Annotated in this window: 20 protein-coding genes; 10 read left to right on the plus strand and 10 right to left on the minus strand. The window is 42.8% G+C overall.

Features of this window, described 5'->3' with window-relative positions; genetic code table 11:
- The first annotated feature begins 44 nt into the window (after positions 1–44).
- On the plus strand, positions 45–1,406 hold the full coding sequence (locus GJB62_RS18080) for an ATP-binding protein (RefSeq protein WP_114081179.1): 1,362 nt from the start codon (positions 45–47) through the stop codon (positions 1,404–1,406).
- Between the two features lie 168 nt (positions 1,407–1,574).
- Here GJB62_RS18080 and GJB62_RS18085 read toward each other — a convergent pair whose 3' ends face one another.
- Positions 1,575–3,179, minus strand: a complete 1,605-nt coding sequence (locus GJB62_RS18085) for an NAD(P)H-quinone oxidoreductase subunit N (protein ID WP_114081178.1) — start codon at positions 3,177–3,179, stop codon at positions 1,575–1,577.
- 3 nt (positions 3,180–3,182) lie between these two features.
- Here GJB62_RS18085 and GJB62_RS18090 point away from each other — a divergent pair, with 3 nt between their 5' ends.
- Positions 3,183–3,362, plus strand: coding sequence for a hypothetical protein (locus GJB62_RS18090; RefSeq protein WP_041565514.1), 180 nt, complete (start codon positions 3,183–3,185; stop codon positions 3,360–3,362).
- 297 nt (positions 3,363–3,659) lie between these two features.
- Here the strand turns inward: GJB62_RS18090 and GJB62_RS18095 are convergent, their stop codons facing one another.
- The 5 genes from GJB62_RS18095 to GJB62_RS18115 form a co-directional block, all read right to left on the minus strand.
- Positions 3,660–3,932, minus strand: coding sequence for a hypothetical protein (locus tag GJB62_RS18095; protein ID WP_114081177.1), 273 nt, complete (start codon positions 3,930–3,932; stop codon positions 3,660–3,662).
- Positions 3,933–4,010: 78 nt separating this feature from the next.
- Positions 4,011–5,069 (minus strand): WD40 repeat domain-containing protein, encoded by a 1,059-nt coding sequence (locus tag GJB62_RS18100; protein WP_114081176.1) that lies wholly within the window; start codon positions 5,067–5,069, stop codon positions 4,011–4,013.
- Positions 5,070–5,143: 74 nt separating this feature from the next.
- Positions 5,144–6,115, minus strand: coding sequence for a GTP-binding protein (locus tag GJB62_RS18105; protein WP_114081175.1), 972 nt, complete (start codon positions 6,113–6,115; stop codon positions 5,144–5,146).
- 290 nt (positions 6,116–6,405) lie between these two features.
- Positions 6,406–7,317 carry an alpha/beta hydrolase gene (locus GJB62_RS18110; protein WP_114081174.1) on the minus strand — a complete coding sequence of 304 codons (912 nt, stop codon included), beginning with the start codon at positions 7,315–7,317 and terminating at the stop codon, positions 6,406–6,408.
- A gap of 94 nt (positions 7,318–7,411) precedes the next feature.
- Positions 7,412–7,852, minus strand: coding sequence for a SufE family protein (locus tag GJB62_RS18115; protein ID WP_114081173.1), 441 nt, complete (start codon positions 7,850–7,852; stop codon positions 7,412–7,414).
- A 14-nt stretch (positions 7,853–7,866) separates the two neighbouring features.
- Between GJB62_RS18115 and GJB62_RS18120 the strand changes: the two genes are divergently transcribed.
- Positions 7,867–8,034, plus strand: a complete 168-nt coding sequence (locus tag GJB62_RS18120) for a hypothetical protein (RefSeq protein ID WP_159402532.1) — start codon at positions 7,867–7,869, stop codon at positions 8,032–8,034.
- A 199-nt stretch (positions 8,035–8,233) separates the two neighbouring features.
- Here the strand turns inward: GJB62_RS18120 and GJB62_RS18125 are convergent, their stop codons facing one another.
- The 3 genes from GJB62_RS18125 to prfC all read right to left on the minus strand — a co-directional run bounded on the left by GJB62_RS18125 (position 8,234) and on the right by prfC (position 13,502).
- Positions 8,234–8,752, minus strand: coding sequence for an RNA-binding protein (locus GJB62_RS18125; RefSeq protein ID WP_114081172.1), 519 nt, complete (start codon positions 8,750–8,752; stop codon positions 8,234–8,236).
- A gap of 651 nt (positions 8,753–9,403) precedes the next feature.
- A complete protein-coding gene (locus GJB62_RS18130) occupies positions 9,404–11,680 on the minus strand; it encodes a M48 family metalloprotease (protein WP_114081171.1) in 2,277 nt (758 codons plus the stop codon).
- Positions 11,681–11,873: 193 nt separating this feature from the next.
- Positions 11,874–13,502, minus strand: coding sequence for a peptide chain release factor 3 (gene prfC, locus GJB62_RS18135; protein ID WP_114081170.1), 1,629 nt, complete (start codon positions 13,500–13,502; stop codon positions 11,874–11,876).
- A gap of 124 nt (positions 13,503–13,626) precedes the next feature.
- Here prfC and GJB62_RS18140 point away from each other — a divergent pair, with 124 nt between their 5' ends.
- From GJB62_RS18140 to GJB62_RS18175, 7 genes are all read left to right on the plus strand, one after another.
- On the plus strand, positions 13,627–13,986 hold the full coding sequence (locus GJB62_RS18140) for a DUF4870 domain-containing protein (protein ID WP_012410202.1): 360 nt from the start codon (positions 13,627–13,629) through the stop codon (positions 13,984–13,986).
- A gap of 326 nt (positions 13,987–14,312) precedes the next feature.
- A complete protein-coding gene (gene hemB / locus GJB62_RS18150) occupies positions 14,313–15,293 on the plus strand; it encodes a porphobilinogen synthase (RefSeq protein ID WP_114081168.1) in 981 nt (326 codons plus the stop codon).
- A 580-nt stretch (positions 15,294–15,873) separates the two neighbouring features.
- Positions 15,874–16,857: an alpha-ketoacid dehydrogenase subunit beta gene (locus GJB62_RS18155; RefSeq protein WP_012410204.1), complete on the plus strand. Its 984-nt coding sequence runs from the start codon at positions 15,874–15,876 to the stop codon at positions 16,855–16,857.
- A gap of 151 nt (positions 16,858–17,008) precedes the next feature.
- Positions 17,009–18,421 carry a protein translocase subunit SecD gene (secD, locus tag GJB62_RS18160; RefSeq protein WP_114081167.1) on the plus strand — a complete coding sequence of 471 codons (1,413 nt, stop codon included), beginning with the start codon at positions 17,009–17,011 and terminating at the stop codon, positions 18,419–18,421.
- Positions 18,418–19,404, plus strand: coding sequence for a protein translocase subunit SecF (secF, locus tag GJB62_RS18165; RefSeq protein WP_114081166.1), 987 nt, complete (start codon positions 18,418–18,420; stop codon positions 19,402–19,404). The genes secD and secF overlap by 4 nt, the downstream gene beginning before the upstream one ends.
- A 72-nt stretch (positions 19,405–19,476) precedes the next feature.
- Positions 19,477–19,890 (plus strand): hypothetical protein, encoded by a 414-nt coding sequence (locus tag GJB62_RS18170; protein WP_114081241.1) that lies wholly within the window; start codon positions 19,477–19,479, stop codon positions 19,888–19,890.
- Positions 19,891–19,986: 96 nt separating this feature from the next.
- Positions 19,987–20,457 (plus strand): GNAT family N-acetyltransferase, encoded by a 471-nt coding sequence (locus GJB62_RS18175; RefSeq protein WP_114081165.1) that lies wholly within the window; start codon positions 19,987–19,989, stop codon positions 20,455–20,457.
- Here the strand turns inward: GJB62_RS18175 and GJB62_RS18180 are convergent.
- Entirely contained in the window at positions 20,420–21,358 is a 939-nt protein-coding gene (locus GJB62_RS18180; RefSeq protein ID WP_114081164.1) for a HAMP domain-containing sensor histidine kinase, read from the minus strand. The two genes, GJB62_RS18175 and GJB62_RS18180, sit on opposite strands and share 38 nt — an antisense overlap.
- Positions 21,359–21,434 lie beyond the last annotated feature (76 nt).

Here is a 21,434-nt window from a genome sequence, read left to right on the forward strand (position 1 = left end):
TGCAGATATGTAAATTAGAATCGAACCCTGAAATTGGAAGCCCCATGACTCCTGAACAATTTCTTGAATTTGCCAGAGTTTTACCAGAACCTTTACTCCTGGTCAGTGGAGAAGGTCAGTTGTTAGCGACTAATCAACCAGTAGCAGATATGCTGGGGTTACGTCGTCAAGAACTGCGGGGAAAAATGCTTATTGAACTTGTAACTCAAGCTACTGACGATGTTATAAAGTACCTGCAAGCTTGTTCAAGTAGTAGAGCAATGGTTATTGGCTCCTTGACTTTACGAAAGAATGATGGACAAACGTTAATATGTCGTAGCCAAGGAGCTGTTATTCAACCTTGGTCTCCTGAATCTTCAAGTTTAATTCTCTTACGCTTAGAAAATAGAACTTTAGCTAGCAGTAATTTTGTTCTTCTAAACCAGAAAATCGATGAGTTAGCAAAAGAAGTTCAGAGACGTAAACAAGCAGAAGAAGCGCTCTGGAAAGCTAATCAAGAGTTAGAAATTCGGGTTGAGGAACGGACAACTGCTTTACAAGAAACATTAAAGGAACTACAACTGACCCAAACTCAACTTATCCAAGCTGAGAAAATGTCTAGTTTAGGTCAGATGGTCGCTGGTATTGCCCATGAAATTAATAACCCAGTTAGTTTTATTCATGGGAACCTCCACCATGCTCATCAGTATACTGATGATTTACTAAAATTGGTGCAAATTTATCAACAAGTTTGTCCAAATACTCCTCCAGAAATTCAACAGAAACTAGAAGAAATAGACTTAAATTTTCTGATTAAAGATATAACTAAACTCTTCCAGTCAATGACAGTGGGAACAGAGAGAATTCAGCAAATTGTTAAATCACTACGTAATTTTTCGAGACTAGATGAAGCAGAACTTAAAACAGTTGATATTCACGAAGGAATTGATAGTGCTTTAATGATTTTGGAGCATCGACTGCAAGCTAGGCATGAGTACCCAGAAATCAAAGTCATTAAAAAATATAGTCAGCTACCTCATGTAACTTGCTATCCTGGTCAACTTAATCAAGTGTTTATGAATATTCTTGCTAATGCGATCGATGCACTTGAGGCGCTAGCGGTCAATTCACAAACAACGGACAATCAAAAGCTGACAAATAATAATCCCCAAATTCAAATCAAAACTGAGGTAATCAATGAAAAATGGATTGCGGTTAGTATTGCTGATAATGGTTTAGGAATAGATGAACAAGTTCACTCAAAGGTGTTCGATCCGTTTTTCACTACTAAAACCGTGGGTAAAGGCACAGGACTAGGGCTATCTGTAAGCTATCAAATTATAGTTGAAAAACATGGCGGACAACTGAGCTGTTTTTCTGTTCCAGGAAAAGGTGCAGAATTTGTTATCAAGATACCTGTTAACTAAGTCTCATAAAATTTTAGGACTTACATAAAACACTTCTAGTGACATTCTTTTGCATAAGTCCTATAGATATATCTTCATGCGGAATTAGTATTAATAGATACGAAAAATGCCTGTCTGCTAATTAGCAAACAGGCGTGTCTTAGAGTACAAAGTTATATTGAGAATCGGTTAAATCTTAGCGATAGAATCAACTGAGGGTTGAGACTGACTAACCGAATCTAACTTTGGCAAAAGCAGTAGATTTTGTGCTTCTACATTACTGTTGATTGTTGCTTGCAAAAATGGGGTATTGGAGATGGAATTGTTAGCCAATGTAAACAGTGGATTTGACAAAATCCCTGCTAGGGAAGTGGCAATTAATGTTATTACCAACCCGACTTGCAAAGGTCTTAGTCCAGGCAAATCCCAACGTACTTGCGGATAATTCTTTACCGCGTCGGACATTTCATGGGGTTCTTTGACTACCATCATCTTAACTACGCGAATGTAGTAGTAGATGGAGACGACGGTGGTAACTAAGCCCAGTAAGACTAACCAATAAAGTCCTGCTTGCCAACCAGCCCAGAATAAGTAAATCTTGCCGAAAAACCCAGCTAATGGTGGAATACCACCCAAGGAAAGCAGGGCAATACTCAACCCCAATGTTAGGAGTGGGTCTTTTTGATATAAGCCGGAGTATTCGGCAATCTGGTCAGTTCCTGTCCGCAGTGAGAACAGGATGATGCAGGTAAAGCCGCACAGGTTCATGAACAAGTAAACCAGTAGGTAAAATATCATACTGGCATACCCAGCTTGTGTACCAGCAATCAAGCCAATCATCACAAACCCAGCTTGGGCAATGGATGAATAAGCTAGCATTCGTTTCATGCTGGTTTGGGCTAGGGCGACTACGTTACCCAAAATCATGCTGAGAACGGCTAAAGCAGTGAAGACAAATCTCCACTCGTCTGCAACAAGAGGGAAGGCTGTTGTCAGCAAGCGGATGGCTAGGGCAAACCCAGCTGCTTTGGAACCAACAGATAAAAAGGCGATGACTGGGGTGGGAGCGCCTTCGTAAACGTCTGGTGTCCACTGGTGGAAGGGTGCAGCGGAGATTTTAAAGCCAATACCTGCGATCGCAAAAACCAGGGCAATCACTAAACCTAAAGATTGTCCCAGTTTCGCTGTGGCAATGCCATTAGCGATCGCACTTAATTCAGTTTGTCCTCCAGATAATCCATACAGCAGCGATACACCGTACAAAAATACTGCTGTACTGGAAGCTCCAATTAACAAGTATTTCAGCGCCGCTTCATTGGATCGGGGGTCACGCTTGGTATAACCTGTCAGTAAGTAAGAGGAAATACTCAGGGTTTCTAGGGAGATGAAAATCATCACCAACTCACTAGCCCCGGATAAAAACATCCCTCCTAAAGTAGCACTCAGCAAAATAGCGATGAATTCGGCTAAAGGAGTGCCGCTTTGATCGACGTAGCGAATTGACATCAGTATAGTCACAGCCGCAGACAAGGCAATGATGCCGCGAAAGACGATACTCAGGTCATCACCATTAAAGCCACCGGTAAAAGAGATGGGATTAGGATTGTCCCATTGAAAATATAGGGCGACAATGGAAGCAAATAAACCTGCGATCGCTAGATATCCAATCCAGCGCGCGGATGTACGCCCCAAAATCAAATCAACAATCAAAACCCCCAAGAGGGTGAGAATAACAATCCCCTCTGGCAAAATCGTTCCAGCATTCAACTGGGATGCAATATTAGCAAAATCCATGAGATGTATAGGTTTTGGCGATTAGACATTAAGGCTAACTCTGTTCACTCTAGCAAGTTTTCTAATCCCCGGACTAGCTCTTTGAACAAGAGCTTAACAGCTTGGGTGCAGATTGCGATCGCCTACGGCATACTGTTCGCGTTCGCACCAACTTCACTAGCTTACCAGCAGGTTTCTCAGTAGTTAGGGATTCACCTAAATACTTTCCTACTTGGTTTTTAAGGTATGACCTTAATTAAATAATGATGCCGCAGTTGCGATCGCTATGTACAAAAAGCTAATTAATAATTAACGCGATGTGCAACTTATCCTTGGAACCCCACTTCCATTCCTCTCCCCCACAGGGAGAGAGGCTTTGATTCTTGCTCCCCTTCCCTTGTAGGGAAGGGGTTGGGGGTTAGGTCTAAGAGAAAGTTACACACCAATTAATAAGGGCACAGGATTGCTGTGCCCCTACAAGATTCATAACTTTTAACTTTATTAAAAACCGACTGATGGCAGCTTGCCTTGTAGCGATTGAAATTTAGACTGAACACAGTTTGCACAATTGCAACCAACTTGATCAATAATCGGATTGGATGTTTGAATCAAGTTCGGGGTTGCCAGATCAGGAATTTGATGTGTAGATGCTACAGTAACAACTTGTGTAGCATATAGAGATTTGAGGCTGGATGCGTTTACTGGATTAACTATCAGCAGCATGGATAGCAGAAATGCGGGAAAAGCAAGTAAAATCAGTTTCACTATGTTCATAATTTACACAAAAATACCTTTGGTGATACAGCATAACCAATAAATTGCCGAGGTTCAACTTTAATTACTGAGTATTATTTAACTGCGCCCAAATCCTTGACCTCGTAAAACCTTTGACCAAATAACCAATTCGCCTTGCTCACCGCCTGCGGCCAGTAACTTACCTTGGGGATGCCAAGCTAAGGTCGAAAAACCTCCTGAGACACCTGTGATAATTTGAGATACTTCCTTGGCTTGGTTCCACAAACACAACCAGCCGTCAGCCGCAGCAGAAGCGAGAAGGAAACTTTTTGGTGCAAAGGCGATCGCATTAATCACACCTACATGATTAGTTAATACTCGTGCTTCCCAACCTAAAGTATCATCCTCTAGTTTCTCCCACACCACAATACCTTCAACGCTAGAAGATGCCAGTATTGGCGCACCTACTTTGGTCATAGCTTCTGACCATGCCAATTGGCGAATCTTACCAGGGAAGCCACGCATTACCCAAGGGTCGGGGTTGTTCCATTCCAAAACGGTGACACTACGATCCATGTTGCCAGAAGCCAGGAATTTGCCATCAGGCGACCAAGCCATAGCTACGCTGACAGTAGTCATATCTAGATTGTATGGTTCTTCATCCCAGTTTTGACTATGCCAAATCTTCACTCCCTTATAACCACTAATGGCTAAGTATTGTCCGTCAATGCGCCAATCTATACCCAATACGGAAGAGTTGTCAAAATTCAGCGTCACGACAATTTCACGAGTATCTGCATCCCAAACTTGGACGTAACGCCCCAAACTAAAAGCCAGTTGATTGCTGGTGTAATTCCAAGCTAGCTTGTCAACCCATGCAGGGGCATTTTCCAAGGTGGCGATTAATTCAGTATTCTGCCAAATTTTTACTTGTCCATCCTGTCCGCCAACAGCTAAAAATTTTCCATCCGGGGAAAAGGCGAGACAGTCTACTGATTTACCGTTACCAGCTTGTAAAGTTGTGAGTTCGCCATCATTCCACAGAACGACTTCACCGGCGGCGGAAGTTGCTGCTAAAGTTTTACCTTGTGGCGACCAAGCGATCGCAGTTACATAATCTGAAAGTGTTCCTGAATAGTGTTGTTCAAATTCCTTTGATTTGGTTGTGGTGTTCATATTTGTAAAGGTGGAGTGGGGAATGGGGAATGGGGAATGGGGAATGGTAAATTCCCTACTTTCCACTCCCTAACTTATGCTAGACAAGCGAGAAAATCTTGCTTGAGTTTTGCTGCATCAAGGTTGCGACCGATGAAGACTAGTTCATTTTTGGGAGTTTCGCTGGGTTTCCAGGGGCGATCGGGTTTGCCATCAAATATCATGTGTACCCCTTGGAATACAAATCGATTATCTTCTCCAGCAATATTTAAAATGCCTTTCATCCGAAAAATATCGGGGCCTTGGGTACGCAGTAACTCTGAAAGCCAAGTGTTTAATTTTTCTCCATCAACTGCACCAGCTTCTACTAAAGCCACAGAATAGACAGTTTCATCGTGTACATGGGCATCTTCGCCTAAGAAATCTGGATCAATTTCTAATGCGCGTTCTAAATCAAAGGCTTTTACACCCAACAAAGCATCCATTCCTAGTTCAGAATTTTGGGTGCGGTAGATTTTTGCGATCGCATTCATCGCCCGAATCCGTTTTTCTAATTCATCTAACTCTTCTGGCGCTACCAAATCTGTTTTATTAAGTAAAATTACATCAGCAAAGGCAATCTGTTCTTGGGCTTCGTCTGCATCCCAGTGCTGCCAAATATGCTTGGCATCTACCACCGTCACCACCGCATCTAGAGACAGTTGGCTTTGTAAATCTTCATCAACAAAAAATGTCTGAATCACTGGTGCTGGATCGGCCAATCCAGTTGTTTCAATTACTAAATGGTCAAATTTATCGCGCCGCTTCATCAAATTGCCAATGATGCGAATTAAATCGCCGCGCACTGTACAACAGATACAGCCATTATTCATTTCAAATATTTCTTCATCTGCATCGATAATCAATTGATTATCAATACCCACTTCCCCAAATTCATTGACAATCACAGCAACTTTTTTGCCGTGTTCGTAGGTGAGGATGTGATTGAGTAGAGTCGTTTTACCTGCTCCCAAGTAGCCTGTAAGAACAGTAACGGGAACTGAATTGTCGATTACGTCAGCCACCATACTCTAAATTCCTCTTGTCTCACCTTATGGATAATCATTATCGCCCATGATAAATCTTTTTATATTTTTGTGCGAACTTGCTGTTATTTCTCTTTGTCAAAGTCATTTTTTTAACGAACCACAGAGGTGCAGAGAGCGCAGAGAGAAAAAGTGCGAGAACTGTATTTGCTTCTCTCTCTGTGTCCTCTGCGCCTCTGCGGTTTAAAAGAATTTATTGACTAATATTTTTACCCATCTTAAAAGGGCTAGTTCTATAATCCTAGTCTCGCACCAAGGTGCAATGTAAAGATTTAATTTTCTGAAGAGAACAAAAAATCTTGAACTGCTTCTAAAACAACTGCTGGGTATTCTTCATGCAATCCCAGAGAACCAGAGATAACAACACTTCTCACTCCTGGTAAGACTACCAAAGCGTTCATTTCTTCTCGTGATTTTGGGGGGCTAGATTCCCCAATTACTACCATGAGCGGTACGGTTAAAGACTGTACAAGCTCCAAAAAATCAGATTGTTCGTGTACAGCATCAAGATTACCAGTTACAAAGGCAGCAGATGCAAATCGCGCTCCTGGTTGTTGAGTTGTGTGCCACTTCTTCTCAATGAAACTGGGTGTAATTTTAGCCGCGTCAGTAAAGACATGACGGCGGTACATCAAACTTAAAAAAGATTGGGTAGTGTTGAGTTTGTAGAGAGCTTGACCAAGTATAGGCGATCGCACCAATCCTCTCACAATGCCAGCTATTTGCTGACTTGCCCCCATTGTCGGCAAAGGCCCACGCCAAGTAGGAGCCAACAATACAATCTTTGAGAAAGCAGTCGATTTCACAGCTAATTGTAAAACGTAACTAGCAGCATGGCCAGCCGCCACCACAGTAATGGGAGTATTAAAAACAGCTTTGACAAAATCTTCCAGAAATTGCTGATATATTTCCGGTCGGTAATTCAAGCTAGGGCGAGAAGATTCACCAAATCCAGGCCAATCTATGGCTACAACTTGAAAATTTGGAGCGAGTAACTTGGCAAGTTCGCCGACTTCCAAACGTGTAGAAACACTGCTGAAAGATGGTAGTAGCAATAGCGGTGAACCTTTACCAAGGGTTTCATAAACAACTCGCAATTGCTGATTTTCCCAGTTCCAGAAATATTCTTGAACTACTCCACCAAAGCCAGTAGCAATAGAGGTAGACAATAGATTGGTTGACATAAGACTAAATTTTGGTAGTTGTACGTTATTTGTCAGTTGTCCTTTGTCCTTTGCAAATGACCAATGACTAATGACTAATGACCAATGACCAAGTTTAGCTAGGCAAATCTAACTTACATTCCAACGCTTTTTTTTGCATGGTTTTAAAAATGTTGTAAAATCCATTAGCGCGGGAAGGTGTCAGACTAACGTTTAAGCCTGTTTCTTGAATAAAATCTGGGGTAAGTTGGACAATTTCAGTTGGCGTTAGTCCCTGTAATCCTTCAACTAGCAGCCCTACTAAACCTTTGGTTAACTGGGAATCAGACTCGCCCTGAAACACAACCTTACCGTCATTCAAAGTTGCTGTGATATAAACTTGAGACACGCAACCAGGAACTTTATTTTCAGGTAATTTCTCAGCTTCTGGGAACTCATTGAGCTTCTGAGCATACCAGATTAGCTGTTCGTAGCGCCGCTTCGGTTCGGAAGCGCGTTGAAAGCGCTGGACAATTTTAGCAAGCGCAGGTGGCAAAGAATCTAGAGTTGAGGACATAACAGAAGCTGCAAATGATCGGTCTTACCTTGAGTGTAGATTATCTGGAGAGCGATAGCGCCTCTGGTTCTCTTGGCATTATGAAGCTAGCCATTACCGACTATAACTTGTCAAATCAAGATAATTCCTGCGTGGGCGCAGCCCGCCGTAGGCATCGCACTTATCTTCAGTTACCTTTTTAATGCGTCTAATCGCAAAAACTTAATTTTTTTTATTAGCAGGCTTTAACAGCAACTCTATACAAGATAAGTTGTATCGATATGCACTTACAAAAATAGCTGCAAGTAGCTTGTAACTAAGCAGCCAGATGATAATCAACAATTAAAAATTAAAAATCAAAAAAATTCTGACTTTTAATTTTTAATTTCTCTCCCTTAAGGATTAGTTCGTAGTTTGTGCAGCTAGCATCTGCTTCAGCTTTTCTAATTCCGAAGCCCAACGAGGATCTGGACGAATAGCGTCTGAATCGGTAGTTGTTGTGGTGCTGTTGTCGCGAGAACCGCCGCCACCGCCGCCACGACGGGGCTTTTTAGAGCTTTTCTCCCGACGGCTACCTTCTCTACCTTCTCTATTAACGCTAGGAGTGGGCGTACTACTACCAGCCAGAGTAACTGGTTTAGGAGCTTGTTCGTCGCCCTCTTCACCCTTTGTCCGAGGTAATGCCTTTTCTAGCTTAATGGCGGTGTCTTTAAACATCTGACCATTATACTTTTCAATGATTTCGTCAGCTTGTTCGTCATTGTTGACGGTAAGAAAACCGAAACCACGGCATTTGCCAGTTTTGCGGTCTTTAATTAATTTAGTAGTTACAGCTTCACCTTCTGCTGCAAAAACTGCTTGCAAATCTTGACGATCGATTTCTTCTTTAGGCAAATTACCTATATATAGGCGAACGGACATGAACTATACCTCCAGAGTTAAATGAACATGGCAAGGCGAGAAAACAATCACTTGGCTTTGGCTTTTAATTTAAATAGATGCTATTGACCAAGACTGCCATCAACCAATTTTTTGCTCGAAACTGTCAACCTATACAATACAGTTTTTCGTCGGGATCAAGCTTGTTTAATCCAAAGGCCCACACAATGGTGAGCTAATAACACCTTAATTCTAAGAATTGTAAATTTAATAGCCTATTGCCTGCTAAAGTACACGCTTTCTTCCATGCCTTTTTCGCAGAATCAAATACCATTCCTTACATTACCACGGTATTTTCTACGTAGCTAGTTTAGCGCATACATTTCTAACGTTAGTATTACTGTATCGTAACATAAAACACATTTTTTTATTCAAGGGAGCATAATTTGAAACAAAAACCAGCCGGTGGCTGGTTGATTTCCTGCTGTGTTGGGAGGATAAAAAGGTATGGAGGGGGGAAAAGCATCCGAATTCATGACTAAGCTGTAGTGCTGAGTTATGTCGGCTGCTATTGTTTGTGTAAATAAATGTAACACTTTGAAAGAAAATCTGCAACTTTTGTTTACATTCCGATTTGTCATTTGTCAGTTGTCCTTTGCAAACAACCAATGACCAATGACCAATGACCAATGACTAACCAGTCAGAAAAACGTATGCGCCCAAAGCCTGTGCTGCAACTGCCAAAAAAGTAGACCAGATGGGATGAGGGCTATGAATAGTTTTACCACTTTGAGTTTCTAAGGTGTGGACATCGATCCAAGGTGTTGCTCCTCGCCGGAACCAACCTGTGACGATAATTTGCCGACCGATGAGATCCTGGTGATTCACTGACTGTCCTAGCCAAGAAATGTGGTGTAATTTCACCAAGCCTGTGCTGGATTGGAGGATTAAATCTTGTGCTAGAGAGTTGCTAGTACCTTGACGACCTAATAGTTTACCCACCAGACGCACACTGACGCTATCAATAGGTAAGGCAGAAGGGTCAGCTAATAGGTTGGGTAGGTAGTCATCAGTTTGCACAGTAGCGGATTTGATGTCAGGGAAAAAAGAATTAATCCGCATTACTGTACCGATGCTAAAGCCAATTAGAAGGCAGCCTGTAATGAAAGACCAATCTTCATATATCCACTTTAGATTTAAAAACTTGAGTACGAATGCTAGTTGCCAGGTTAGCCAGACCAAAGCTGCAAACAGAAACCCTAAAGGAATTCCCAGCCAGGGAGCGATTTGCAATAAGAAAGACTGACGCTTAACCCTTGATGGTTCGCTAGCAAAATGTAGTTCGGTGTCTAGATGCCAGTGACGGGCTATTTTGCAGAGGCGTTCGATGCGATCGCCCATCAAAGAATGACTGTTATTAATCGTAAACCATTGGCGGTATGGATTGGCAGTATCCCACTTCAAAAATGATTCAAAAGATAAATTGCTGGCAATAGTGCCCAAAGAAAGGCTCTGTTGGTGGCTGACTGGTGTCAAGAGATTTAAGCTTTCTAGTTGCCAACTGGTCTGTTCTTCTTTTTGAATATCAGCTGCAATGCCAATGGAAATTTTGAGTAAAGCGCGAATCAGGGCGTTGGGATTACCGGTGATTTCAGATGCGACGCGATCGCTATAATAAAGCCGCAACCGCGACAACCACAATCCAGTCCCAGTTAGCAAACCCCAAAGTCCATAAACAAGACTAGCCACAATTGTCACCGGCCAGCGCCAAATCCCTGATATTTTGTCTCCCAACTCTGATATTTGCTGATAAAGCTTATAAATTGGTAGTGTCACCAGCAGCAACAAAGACATCACAGAGAAATCCCAGTGAGCAATGTGCCCTAGCTGCGTGGCGTAAATAATCGCGATTTCATCATCTGCCAGTTGCTCTAATAGCCCTTGACTCACAACAATCCTGGCATTACGTGGTAAACTACCGTAGGTCAGGATAATTGGTGCAGCCATTGGTAAAATCCGCAGTTTGGGTAACGGCCAGTGGCGCTGTTGACAACAACGTTGTAGCACCCGCACAGCTTCGCGGCTATGGGCATTCAATACATCTTTGGGAAATTCTCGCTGACCATATAAGTTAGCCAGTAGCAGATCCAGTAACCAAGGTGATACTCCGATCAAAATCACCAATACTATTAGCAACAATTTAGTAGGGTTGCTGTATAAAAGCTGCAACGGCTCCAGATAAGGTAGTTTGACTAGAGTCAGGTTGATGAATCCCATTACGAACTTAAGGATTTCTCGCATCACCCAAAATAAGGCAATGAATGTTCCTGCTGTTAGCAATCGTAAGGGAATTAATTTTGGTTTACGTAGAGGTTGCCATGCTTTGGCGCGTTGTGCTTGTCGCCAATAAATAACACCAAATAATTTAGCTTGGGTGCGGGTAACAGAACCCATGAAACCGTTTAAAGGTGCAGCCGGTGGTGGTAATGGTGTAGCCACCGTAGCTTTGAGTCTAGGTAGTGGCACCATCGACGGGGTGTCGTCGCTCTTGGTTTCTATTACTTGGTCTTTTGGCTTTTCTTCTAATGTAGGGTTTACCGGGGGGGTAACTGGGGGAGAATCTGGAGGAGGATCTGGAGTTGAGTTATCAAACGCTACAAATCCAGTTTCGACATTTTTTGATTCTTGATCGCGTTTCTTACGCTTTGTCAGGTGTTCGAGAGCGCGTTTTGCCCACTCTTGAACTTGCGGATTGTTACTCTCAATGAGATTCTGGGAAATAGCGATCGCTTTGGGAACTTCGCCAGTGCGAGCATAAGCCATCACTAAACCAACCTGGGCTTGTAAGCTAGCAGTACCATTATTTTGGCTGCTAGCAATAGGTTCTAGTTGAGCGATCGCTGTTTGGTAATTTCCCTGCTTGAGGGCAATTAAACCAGCCTCCAAAGACGGTTTGGCATGTGAAGGCATACAAATTCTGGCACTCCAATCTCTTCTAGGTGATCCACGTTTGTACAAAAGCGCGAACCTCGGATGCCGTGGAACTCAACCGCGCCCGAGTTTTGCTTGTCAAGTGAATGATAAAGATTGAATTCAGGAGTCAGGAGTCAGAATTCAGTTGAGTTTTGATCTGAATTCTGGATTCTGAATTCTGTATTCTTCTTCATTCCTCCACTGGTTGTTGACTAGAAAATACTGGAGCGATCGCGCTTAATTTTAACTCTGGATGGTCGCCCAGTAACTGTTGACAATTCCATTCATTGCGGAATAGCAACACTGGCCGTCCCATGCTGTCTTTAACTGTAGTGGTATTGAATATTCTTCCCACCTTTTCTAATGCTTCCCAACCACCCTCAACCCAACGGGCGACACTGTAGGGCAATAAATCTAATATGGTTTCTACACCATACTCGTTTTGTAAGCGAAACTGCACTACTTCAAATTGCAACTGACCCACCGCCGCCAAAATTGGATCGCGCTTGGCTTCATCAGTTGAATACATAATTTGCACAGCACCTTCTTCTCGCAATTCCGCAACGCCTTTTTGGAATTGTTTAGACTTCGAGGGGTTGGGATTCCTCAGAGATGCGAACAGTTCCGGCGAAAAATACGGAATTCCCTCATATTCGAGCTTTTGTCCTGTGTAAATTGTATCCCCGATCGCAAAAACACCGGGATTGTTCAAACCGATCACATCGCCAGGATAAGCCACATCAATCGATTCCCGCTCTTGAGCAAAGAGTTTTTGCGGGCGAGACAGACGGATGAGTTTACCAATGCGGGCGTGATTCACCATCATATCTTTTTCAAACTTACCAGTACAGACCCGGATAAATGCGACGCGATCGCGGTGTTTCGGGTCCATATTTGCTTGTAGTTTAAAGACAAATCCTGAAAATTCCGGGTATGTAGGGGCAACTTCACCTACACTGCTGTAGTGAGAACCGGGTTTGAGGGCATATTCGAGGAAATACTTGAGGAATAACTCTACCCCAAAGTTGGTCATGGCACTACCAAAAAACACAGGTGTCATTTTGCCTTCGTGTACCAACTGTAAATCTAGTTCTGGCCCAACTCCATCTAGCAGTTCTAAATCATTTTTCAGTTGGTAGTACAGACTTTGTTCTAGCTTCTCTTCTATTCTCGGATCGCCTAATTCGACTATGGTATCACGGGCTTCTCGGCTACCGTGGGCACTGCGTTCAAACAGGTGTATTTGTTGTTTGTGTCGGTCAAAAACACCTTTAAAGCGATCGCCCATACCAATCGGCCAGTTGACTGCATAGGTTTGCAATCCTAATTCTTGCTCAATTTCATCCAACAGTTCCAGAGGTTCCCTTCCGGGGCGATCGAGCTTGTTGATAAATGTAAAAATCGGGATACCCCGCAACTTACACACTTCAAACAATTTACGCGTTTGGGGTTCCAAACCTTTTGCCGCATCAATTAACATCACCGCATTATCGGCGGCGGCGAGAGTGCGATAAGTATCTTCACTGAAATCTTGGTGTCCGGGAGTGTCTAATAAATTTATTTGACACTTTTGGTATTCAAATTGCAACACTGTGGAGGTAATAGAAATACCCCGTTGTTGCTCCATCGCCATCCAGTCAGAGGTAGCCTTACGCTGTGCCCGTCGCGCCTTAACCGCCCCAGCTTCGTGAATTGCACCCCCGTACAGGAGTAGCTTTTCTGTTAGTGTCGTTTTACCCGCATCGGGGTGAGATATAATCGCAAAGTTGCGGCGCAGTTCAACCGCTTGAATAAGTTCAGACTGAAGTTCAGTAGACATAATTGTATTTGTTTGTTAGCTAGCTTAATTTTTTTTGACTCTGGCAAGTCTTTTAATCTTAAGACAACGATGCTCGTGATAGGGTCGTAGTATAACCAACAATCTAACTAAAGAGGAGAAAGCAATGTACGACACAGACAAGCGAAAGCTTCTATCAGCCTTGTCGCATGGAGCCATTTTTTTCAGCACAACATTGGTATCTGTCGGTGTACCTATCGCCATACTGCTTGTATCTGACGATCCTGTTGTTAAAGAAAACGCCAAAGAATCCATCAATTTCCACTTTAACGTCTGGTTTTATGGTGCAATTCTGGGAGCGCTGTTTTTTCTATTCGGCTGGTTAGTGTTACCTCTATTATTACTGGGGCCACTAGCTGGTCTGGGATATCTATTACACTGGGGATTAACAATTTGGGCGCTCATCGGAGTTTTCAGCAATCCTGATATACCCTTCCGTTATCCCTACATTTTCCGATTTCTTTAGAAGAAATTATCATTGGGCATTGGGAATTGTTAGTTATTTTTATTAAGCTGTTGTGCCTTGATGCACACAACCAATCGCCAGGATTTTGCCAATAGAAGGTCTGACGATTTTGAATTTTGAATTGCTTATTATGTCGTTTTTTTCCCAGTCCGTTGGATAGGTGCAACCAAGCTGTAGAATACAAAATTGCCCCACAACTTGATTAAGAGTAGGGCAAATGACAGTTAAGCACTGTTTGTAGTCTGTCTGACGGCAGGAAAATTTTAGCCTGCTTTTGTGACGCTTTATTTTGTGTCCATTTGCGTTGTTTTTCTTCATAAAATTTTATGTTTCCTACACACCGCCCCCGTCGTCTGCGTACCCATCCTCAACTGCGCCGGATGGTTCGTGAAACTGTTTTAACAACAAGCGATTTAATTTACCCATTATTTGCCGTACCAGGTGAGGGAATCGCTAATGAGGTGAAATCCATGCCCGGAGTCTACCAACTTTCGGTAGATAAAATTGTTGAAGAAGCAAAAGAAGTTTACGACTTAGGAATTCCTTCTATTATTTTATTTGGTATTCCATCTGATAAAGATGTAGATGCAACTGGTGCTTGGCATGATTGCGGTATCGTCCAAAAAGCAGCGACGGCGGTAAAAGCAGCAGTGCCAGATTTGATTGTAATTGCTGATACTTGTTTGTGTGAGTACACCAGCCACGGTCATTGTGGTTATCTACAAGTTGGTGATTTAACAGGACGAGTTTTAAATGACCCAACTCTGGAATTGTTGAAGAAAACAGCAGTTTCTCAAGCCAAAGCCGGTGCCGATATCATCGCGCCTTCGGGGATGATGGATGGGTTTGTGCAAGCAATTCGTCAGGGTTTGGATGAAGCAGGATTTCAAGACACGCCGATTTTGTCTTATGCTGCTAAGTATGCTTCGGGTTATTATGGCCCATTTCGCGATGCCGCAGACTCAACACCGCAATTTGGCGACAGAAGAACTTACCAAATGGACCCTGGTAACGCCCGCGAAGCAATTAAAGAGATTGAATTGGATATCGCCGAAGGTGCTGATATGCTCATGGTTAAGCCAGCCTTGGCATACATGGATATTATCTGGCGGGTGAAAGAAGCGAGTAACTTACCAGTTGCGGCTTACAATGTTTCTGGTGAGTATGCGATGGTGAAAGCTGCGGCTCTCAACGGTTGGATTGATGAAGAGCGCGTGGTTATGGAAACTTTAACTGGGTTTAAACGGGCTGGTGCAGACTTGATTTTGACCTACCATGCCAAAGATGCGGCGCGATGGTTAAAGTAAGGTGTGCGATTGAATGATAATAATTGAGAAAATCTCACGCAGAGGCGCAAAGACGCAGAGTTGGGTTTTAGTGTTTAGGCGTGAGATTCTTTGTTTATGGCTTTTGCGATGCCTGCGGCGGGTTAAGACTATGCAAATTCACTTTTCAAGCAGTGTTATGGGGATGCGATCGCTACTTGATTATAGTTTTTTCATCGGACACCACTAGCTAAAATTTCTAAAATTCTATTGACATCTTTTAGTTAATTTGATAGCGTGCTTTGCTGCTGATATTTATCTTCTAAAAAACCTGACGTTAAATTGGTATTTTTCAATCAGGAAGCTTATAAATGTATTTTATACATTTACTCTAAGTTTTATTACATAAATAAATCAACAGATTTGCCAGAGTGAGAGGCGATCGCTCATAAAACATCTAAAATCTAAATTAAATAGCTTTGATATAGTTATGGCAATTACTCGCTCTATGTTTGGGGCAGTTCGTTTAAAAAACCCAATCTCTAACTAGTGCGATCGCTCACCGTATTTGCGACAGCAGCACGATAAAATTCTAAAACCATAATCGTACTAAAAGGTCTAAATGGCAGAAACACTATTCTTCAACGCCTTACGCGAAGCCATTGATGAAGAAATGGCCCGTGACTCCAGCGTATTCGTTCTCGGTGAAGACGTAGGACACTACGGCGGTTCCTACAAAGTTACCAAAGACCTGTACCAAAAATATGGCGAACTCCGCATTCTAGACACCCCCATCGCCGAAAATAGCTTCACTGGTATGGCAGTAGGGGCAGCCATGACTGGCTTACGTCCCATCATCGAAGGCATGAATATGGGCTTTTTATTGCTCGCCTTCAACCAAATATCCAACAACGCTGGGATGCTGCGCTATACTTCTGGCGGTAACTTTAAAATTCCGATGGTAATTCGCGGCCCTGGGGGTGTTGGAAGGCAGCTAGGTGCAGAACATTCGCAACGATTAGAAACTTACTTCCAAGCTGTGCCAGGCTTGAAGATTGTTGCCTGCTCCACACCAAGAAACGCCAAAGGACTACTAAAATCGGCAATCCGCGATGATAACCCGGTGTTGTTCTTTGAACACGTTTTGCTTTACAACTTGAAAGAAGATTTACCAGAAGAAGAATATTTACTACCCTTAGATAAAGCCGAAGTTGTGCGTCAAGGAAAGGATGTCACAATTATCACTTATTCTCGGATGCGGCATCATGTGCTGCAAGCAGTAAAAACACTTGAAAAACAAGGTTACGATCCAGAAGTTATTGATTTAATATCTCTCAAGCCATTAGATTTTGATACAATTGGTGCATCAGTACGTAAAACCCATAAAGTCATTGTTGTGGAAGAATCCATGCGAACTGCGGGTATTGGAGCAGAAGTCATCGCCTCAATCAACGATCGCTTATTTGATGAATTAGATGCGCCAGTACTGCGGCTTTCTTCTCAAGATATCCCCACGCCTTACAACGGCAATCTAGAACGACTAACAATCATCCAACCAGAGCAAATCGTAGAAGCTGTGGAAAAAATGGTGGCGTTGCGGGTTTAGGGAATAGGGAATAGGGAATAGGGAATAGGGAATAGGGAATAGGGAATAAATTCAACCCCGACTTCCTACTCCCAACTTCCCACTCCCTATTTCCCATTCATAACTCCTCAAAAGAGCGCTATTATAGCGTTTGTCAGTTGCGAGTTATGGTATGCAAAGACAGCGATCGCTATTAATTTTGATTTTAGTCCTGATAATCGCCGCTTTTACGGTGATTGCGACAATTCCGATACCCCTGGGACTGGACTTGCGGGGAGGCTCACAGCTAACAATTCAGGTGAAACCATCAGCAGAAATTCCCAAAATCACCGAACGAGAATTGGAAGGTGTGAAGAGAGTGGTTGAAGGTCGGATTAATGGTCTAGGTGTTTCTGAGCCAGTAATCCAAACAGTTGGCACAGATAAAATATTGGTACAATTGCCAGGGGTCAACGATCCAGAGCAAGCCGAACGAGTGCTAGGGGGTACAGCACAGTTAGAATTTCGTACCCAAAAGCCAAATACAGAAACTCAACTGCTTGCTTTCCAAGCATCTAGAGCCGAATTGAAAGCCAAGCAAGAAGAGTTGAGAAAGAGTACTGACAAAGCAGCAATAGCTAAGAATCAAGAAGATTTACAAAAAAATAATCAAGCGATCGCAGAATTGTTTGAAAGCACCAATCCACCACTAAGTGGCAAATACCTCAAGGATGCATACGGTGAACCCACTCAAGGTAAAAACTGGCATGTTACCATTCGTTTCGACCAAAAGGGTGGTGAACTGTTTGCCAATTTGACGAAAAATCTTGCTGGTACTGGGCGGGCTATTGGTGTTTTTCTAGACAATGAACTAATCAGCGCTCCTAGTGTGGGTATAGAATTTGCTGCCGCAGGTATTACTGGTGGCTCTGCCATAATTACAGGACGGTTTACTGCACAAGAAGCTAATGACTTGGGTGTACAACTACGTGGTGGCGCATTACCCGTACCAGTAGAAATCGCAGAAAGGCGGACAGTAGGGGCAACATTAGGTAAAGATAGTATTCAAAGCAGTATTTATGCTGGGGTTGGTGGTCTGACTTTAGTATTAATCTTCATGGTGTTTTACTATCGATTACCAGGACTGATTGCGGATGTATCACTAGTGATTTATTCCCTTTTAACTTGGGCAACCTTTGCTTTATTGGGTGTCACCCTAACTTTGCCGGGAATTGCCGGTTTTATCCTCAGTATTGGGATGGCAGTTGATGCCAATGTCCTAATTTTTGAACGGACACGGGAAGAATTACGAGCAGGTAAATCTCTGTATCGTTCAGTAGAATCTGGTTTTTACCGAGCATTTTCTAGTATTTTAGATAGCAATGTCACTACATGGATTGCTTGTGCTGCCCTGTTTTGGCTGGGGTCTGGTTTAGTCAAAGGTTTTGCTCTTACCTTAGCTTTGGGGGTGGCTGTGAGTATGTTTACCGCAATTACTTGTAGTCGGACATTGCTGTTTTTGGCAATTTCAATTCCCTCTTTGCGGAAGACAGAACTTTTCTGTCCAAACCTGCCAACATCGAATAAGGCAGAGGTGACTCCATGAAACTGAGTATTAACAAATCGCGATCGCTTTGGTGGACTATTTCTGCTGCGATTATTATTGCCGGTATTATCTCAATGGTGATTTCTTGGCAACAACCCAATATTCACGCACCCTTACGCCCCGGTTTAGATTTTATCGGTGGTACACGGTTACAGTTTGTCCGAGATTGCACCAAACCAGGCAATTGTGACAAACCAATTGATATCAATGCTGTTCGGGAAGTAGCAAAAGCGCAGGGACTGGGTGATAGCAGCATCCAACTGATCTCCGAAAATGGTGCAGAAAATGGTGTACTAATTCGGACAAAAGATTTGACTGTAGATCAGCGCACCAAGTTGCAAAATTCTTTAAGCGAAGAAATTGGGGTTTTTGATCCGCAAAAAAATCAAATTGACTCTGTTGGCCCTACGCTGGGAAAAGAACTGTTGAGGTCTGGGCTATTAGCTCTGATAGTTTCCTTCATCGGTATTACTATCTATATGAGCTTCCGCTTCCAGTTAGATTATGCCGTGTTTGCGATCGTTGCCCTCTTTCACGATATCTTAATCACAGTTGGGGCTTTTTCACTTTTGGGTTTGGTAGCGGGCATCGAGGTAGATAGCCTTTTTATCGTCGCCTTACTGACCATCACAGGTTTCTCAGTCAACGACACAGTGGTGATTTATGATCGCATTCGAGAAACCATTAAAATCAATCCTGAACGCCCAATTGCCGAAATTGTCGATGATGCGGTTAACCAAACTCTGACAAGATCAATCAACACGACCTTAACCGTGTTGCTGACATTAACTTCCATCTTTCTATTTGGTGGAGAAACACTGAGATATTTCGCTCTAGCTTTGATTATTGGGTTCACGATGGGAGCTTATTCAAGTATTTTCATCGCCAGTACTCTCCTCACTTGGTGGCGAGAAAGGGATCAATCCCAAGTTGTAGAAAGCGTAGAGCCGATTGATACATCCGCCAGTTCTCAGGATAGTTAAACTTGTGTGCATTTCACAATTGGGTTAAAGCATTTTAAATTGCTCACTCGTGCTTTGGAATTTTATTCTTCTATGGATCAACCTGAAGAACCATTAATCCCTAATCCAGAATTTGAGAACTCTGACGCATCCTTTATTCAACAAGTGCAAAGGCTACACAAGCTGACATTATACGGTAGATGGCTGTTTGTCGGCTGTTTGTGGCTCACCATTGCGCCTGTTAGCTTGTGGGGTCTACGTTCAGAAATTTCTCTGTGGCAACAATATTTTACCTGGGTAGCGGTGCGATATGGACTCTTCTACCATCCACTGTCTACCTTCGGTTTAGCCTTTTGTATTGGGATGACTGCTGCTGTTTTAGTTTGGCAAAGTCGGAATATCTTATTTGGACTCCCAAAGCCGGAAAAACAACGTTTAGAAAAACAAGTTTATCGGATACGTCAGCAGGGGCCAAGTCATCCTCTGTGGAAGTGGGTTTGTCATTAATTTTTCTTTCTCGTTGCATATACATATACACGTACAGCAATTTTTAGCAAAATATGACTTAAATATACAAAGTATTGCCAAAAGTGGATGCCATAAATGAACGAGTCTCAGATTCAATTTAGCGAACGCAAATCTGAAATTGACCTTTACCAACTCCAAGAACTGTTAAACGTTTCAGCTTTCTGGGCAAAGGGACGCAGTATTGAAGATTTAGGTATAGCTGTTGCCAATAGTGAACCAGTGATTTATGTCTCGGATAGCGATCGACTCATTGGCTTTGCTAGAGCAACATCTGATGGCATATATCGCGCCACAATTTGGGATGTTGTCATTCATCCAGAGTATCAAAGTAGTGGGTTGGGAAGCAAGTTAGTAGAAACCGTTTTGTGTCATCCCCGCATGAGGTGGGTTGAGCGCGTTTATCTGATGACTACTCACCGGCAGGGCTTCTACGAAAAGATGGGTTTTCAAACCAACACCACCACTACAATGGTGCTACATAATCTAGCTAACCGTGTTTTTGTTTCTGCTACAGAAGTTCAGCTTCAGGAATCACTAGGGGGATAGAGATTTGTAGTCTGGTAATCTCCTGATGTGGTTCCTTGGCAATGGTCGAAGGCAGGATTTCTAACTTTCCTCCCATAACTTCCACTAAAGTCTGATTGATTAATAGTCTCATTCCTGGGGAAAGAGCAGCCTTTTGATCAATCTGGATCTGCTGCTCATCAGATTTGAGCAAATCAATCGGCTCGCTCAAAGGTACAGCATGAGTTGGAATATCCAGCCAAATGGTTACAAAGTTATTTGTAGGTAGGGTATTACTAGAAATACAAATACTGCCTTCCTCCATTTGAGTAATGGCAGTGTCTATTAAACTGATCAATATTTGGCGGAGCCAGAGATAATCTGCTAAAACATAAATTTCTGGATCGGCGGGTAACAATTGCAAGGGAAAATTGCGATTAGCCGCCAGCATATAAGTTAATTTATGAACCTCTTCCAAAATTTGCGCTAACGGTCGGGGCTGAATATCTAATTTATTAGTACCGTGTTCCGTTCTCGCAACGGTGAGAATTTCATCTATCAGCTTGAGTAGCTTCAGCGTTCGTTCGTGAGCTTGGCCAATAAATTCTCTTTCTTCAGCCGGATCTTCACATAAATCTGACAAAATTAATTGATGCAAGCCAATCAAACCATTGAGAGGCGATCGCAATTCATGGGTAGTTCGTGCCAAAAAACCAGCTTTAAACTGGCTCATTTCCCTTGCCATAAAGTATGCCAGCTGCGTTTGCTGTAGCTGTTGTGATATCAGTGGCATCTCCTCTTGATCTAATGGCGCTATTAGGGATGAGCTAGGTGAAAAATTTGCTGATGCCTGCGGCGGGCGTAACCATAGCACAAATAACCGATAGAAAATCATACCTAGTGCGAGTCCTGCTCCTAGATATATCCAGTTGCTCCAATTCATAATTAGGCAATTATTAACTTGTTAATTGACCACAACAGCGCAAACTAAAGTTCCAGATTTATCTGTTGTGAAAATC

It is taken from the genome of Nostoc sp. ATCC 53789, assembly GCF_009873495.1.
GTDB lineage: Bacteria > Cyanobacteriota > Cyanobacteriia > Cyanobacteriales > Nostocaceae > Nostoc > Nostoc muscorum_A.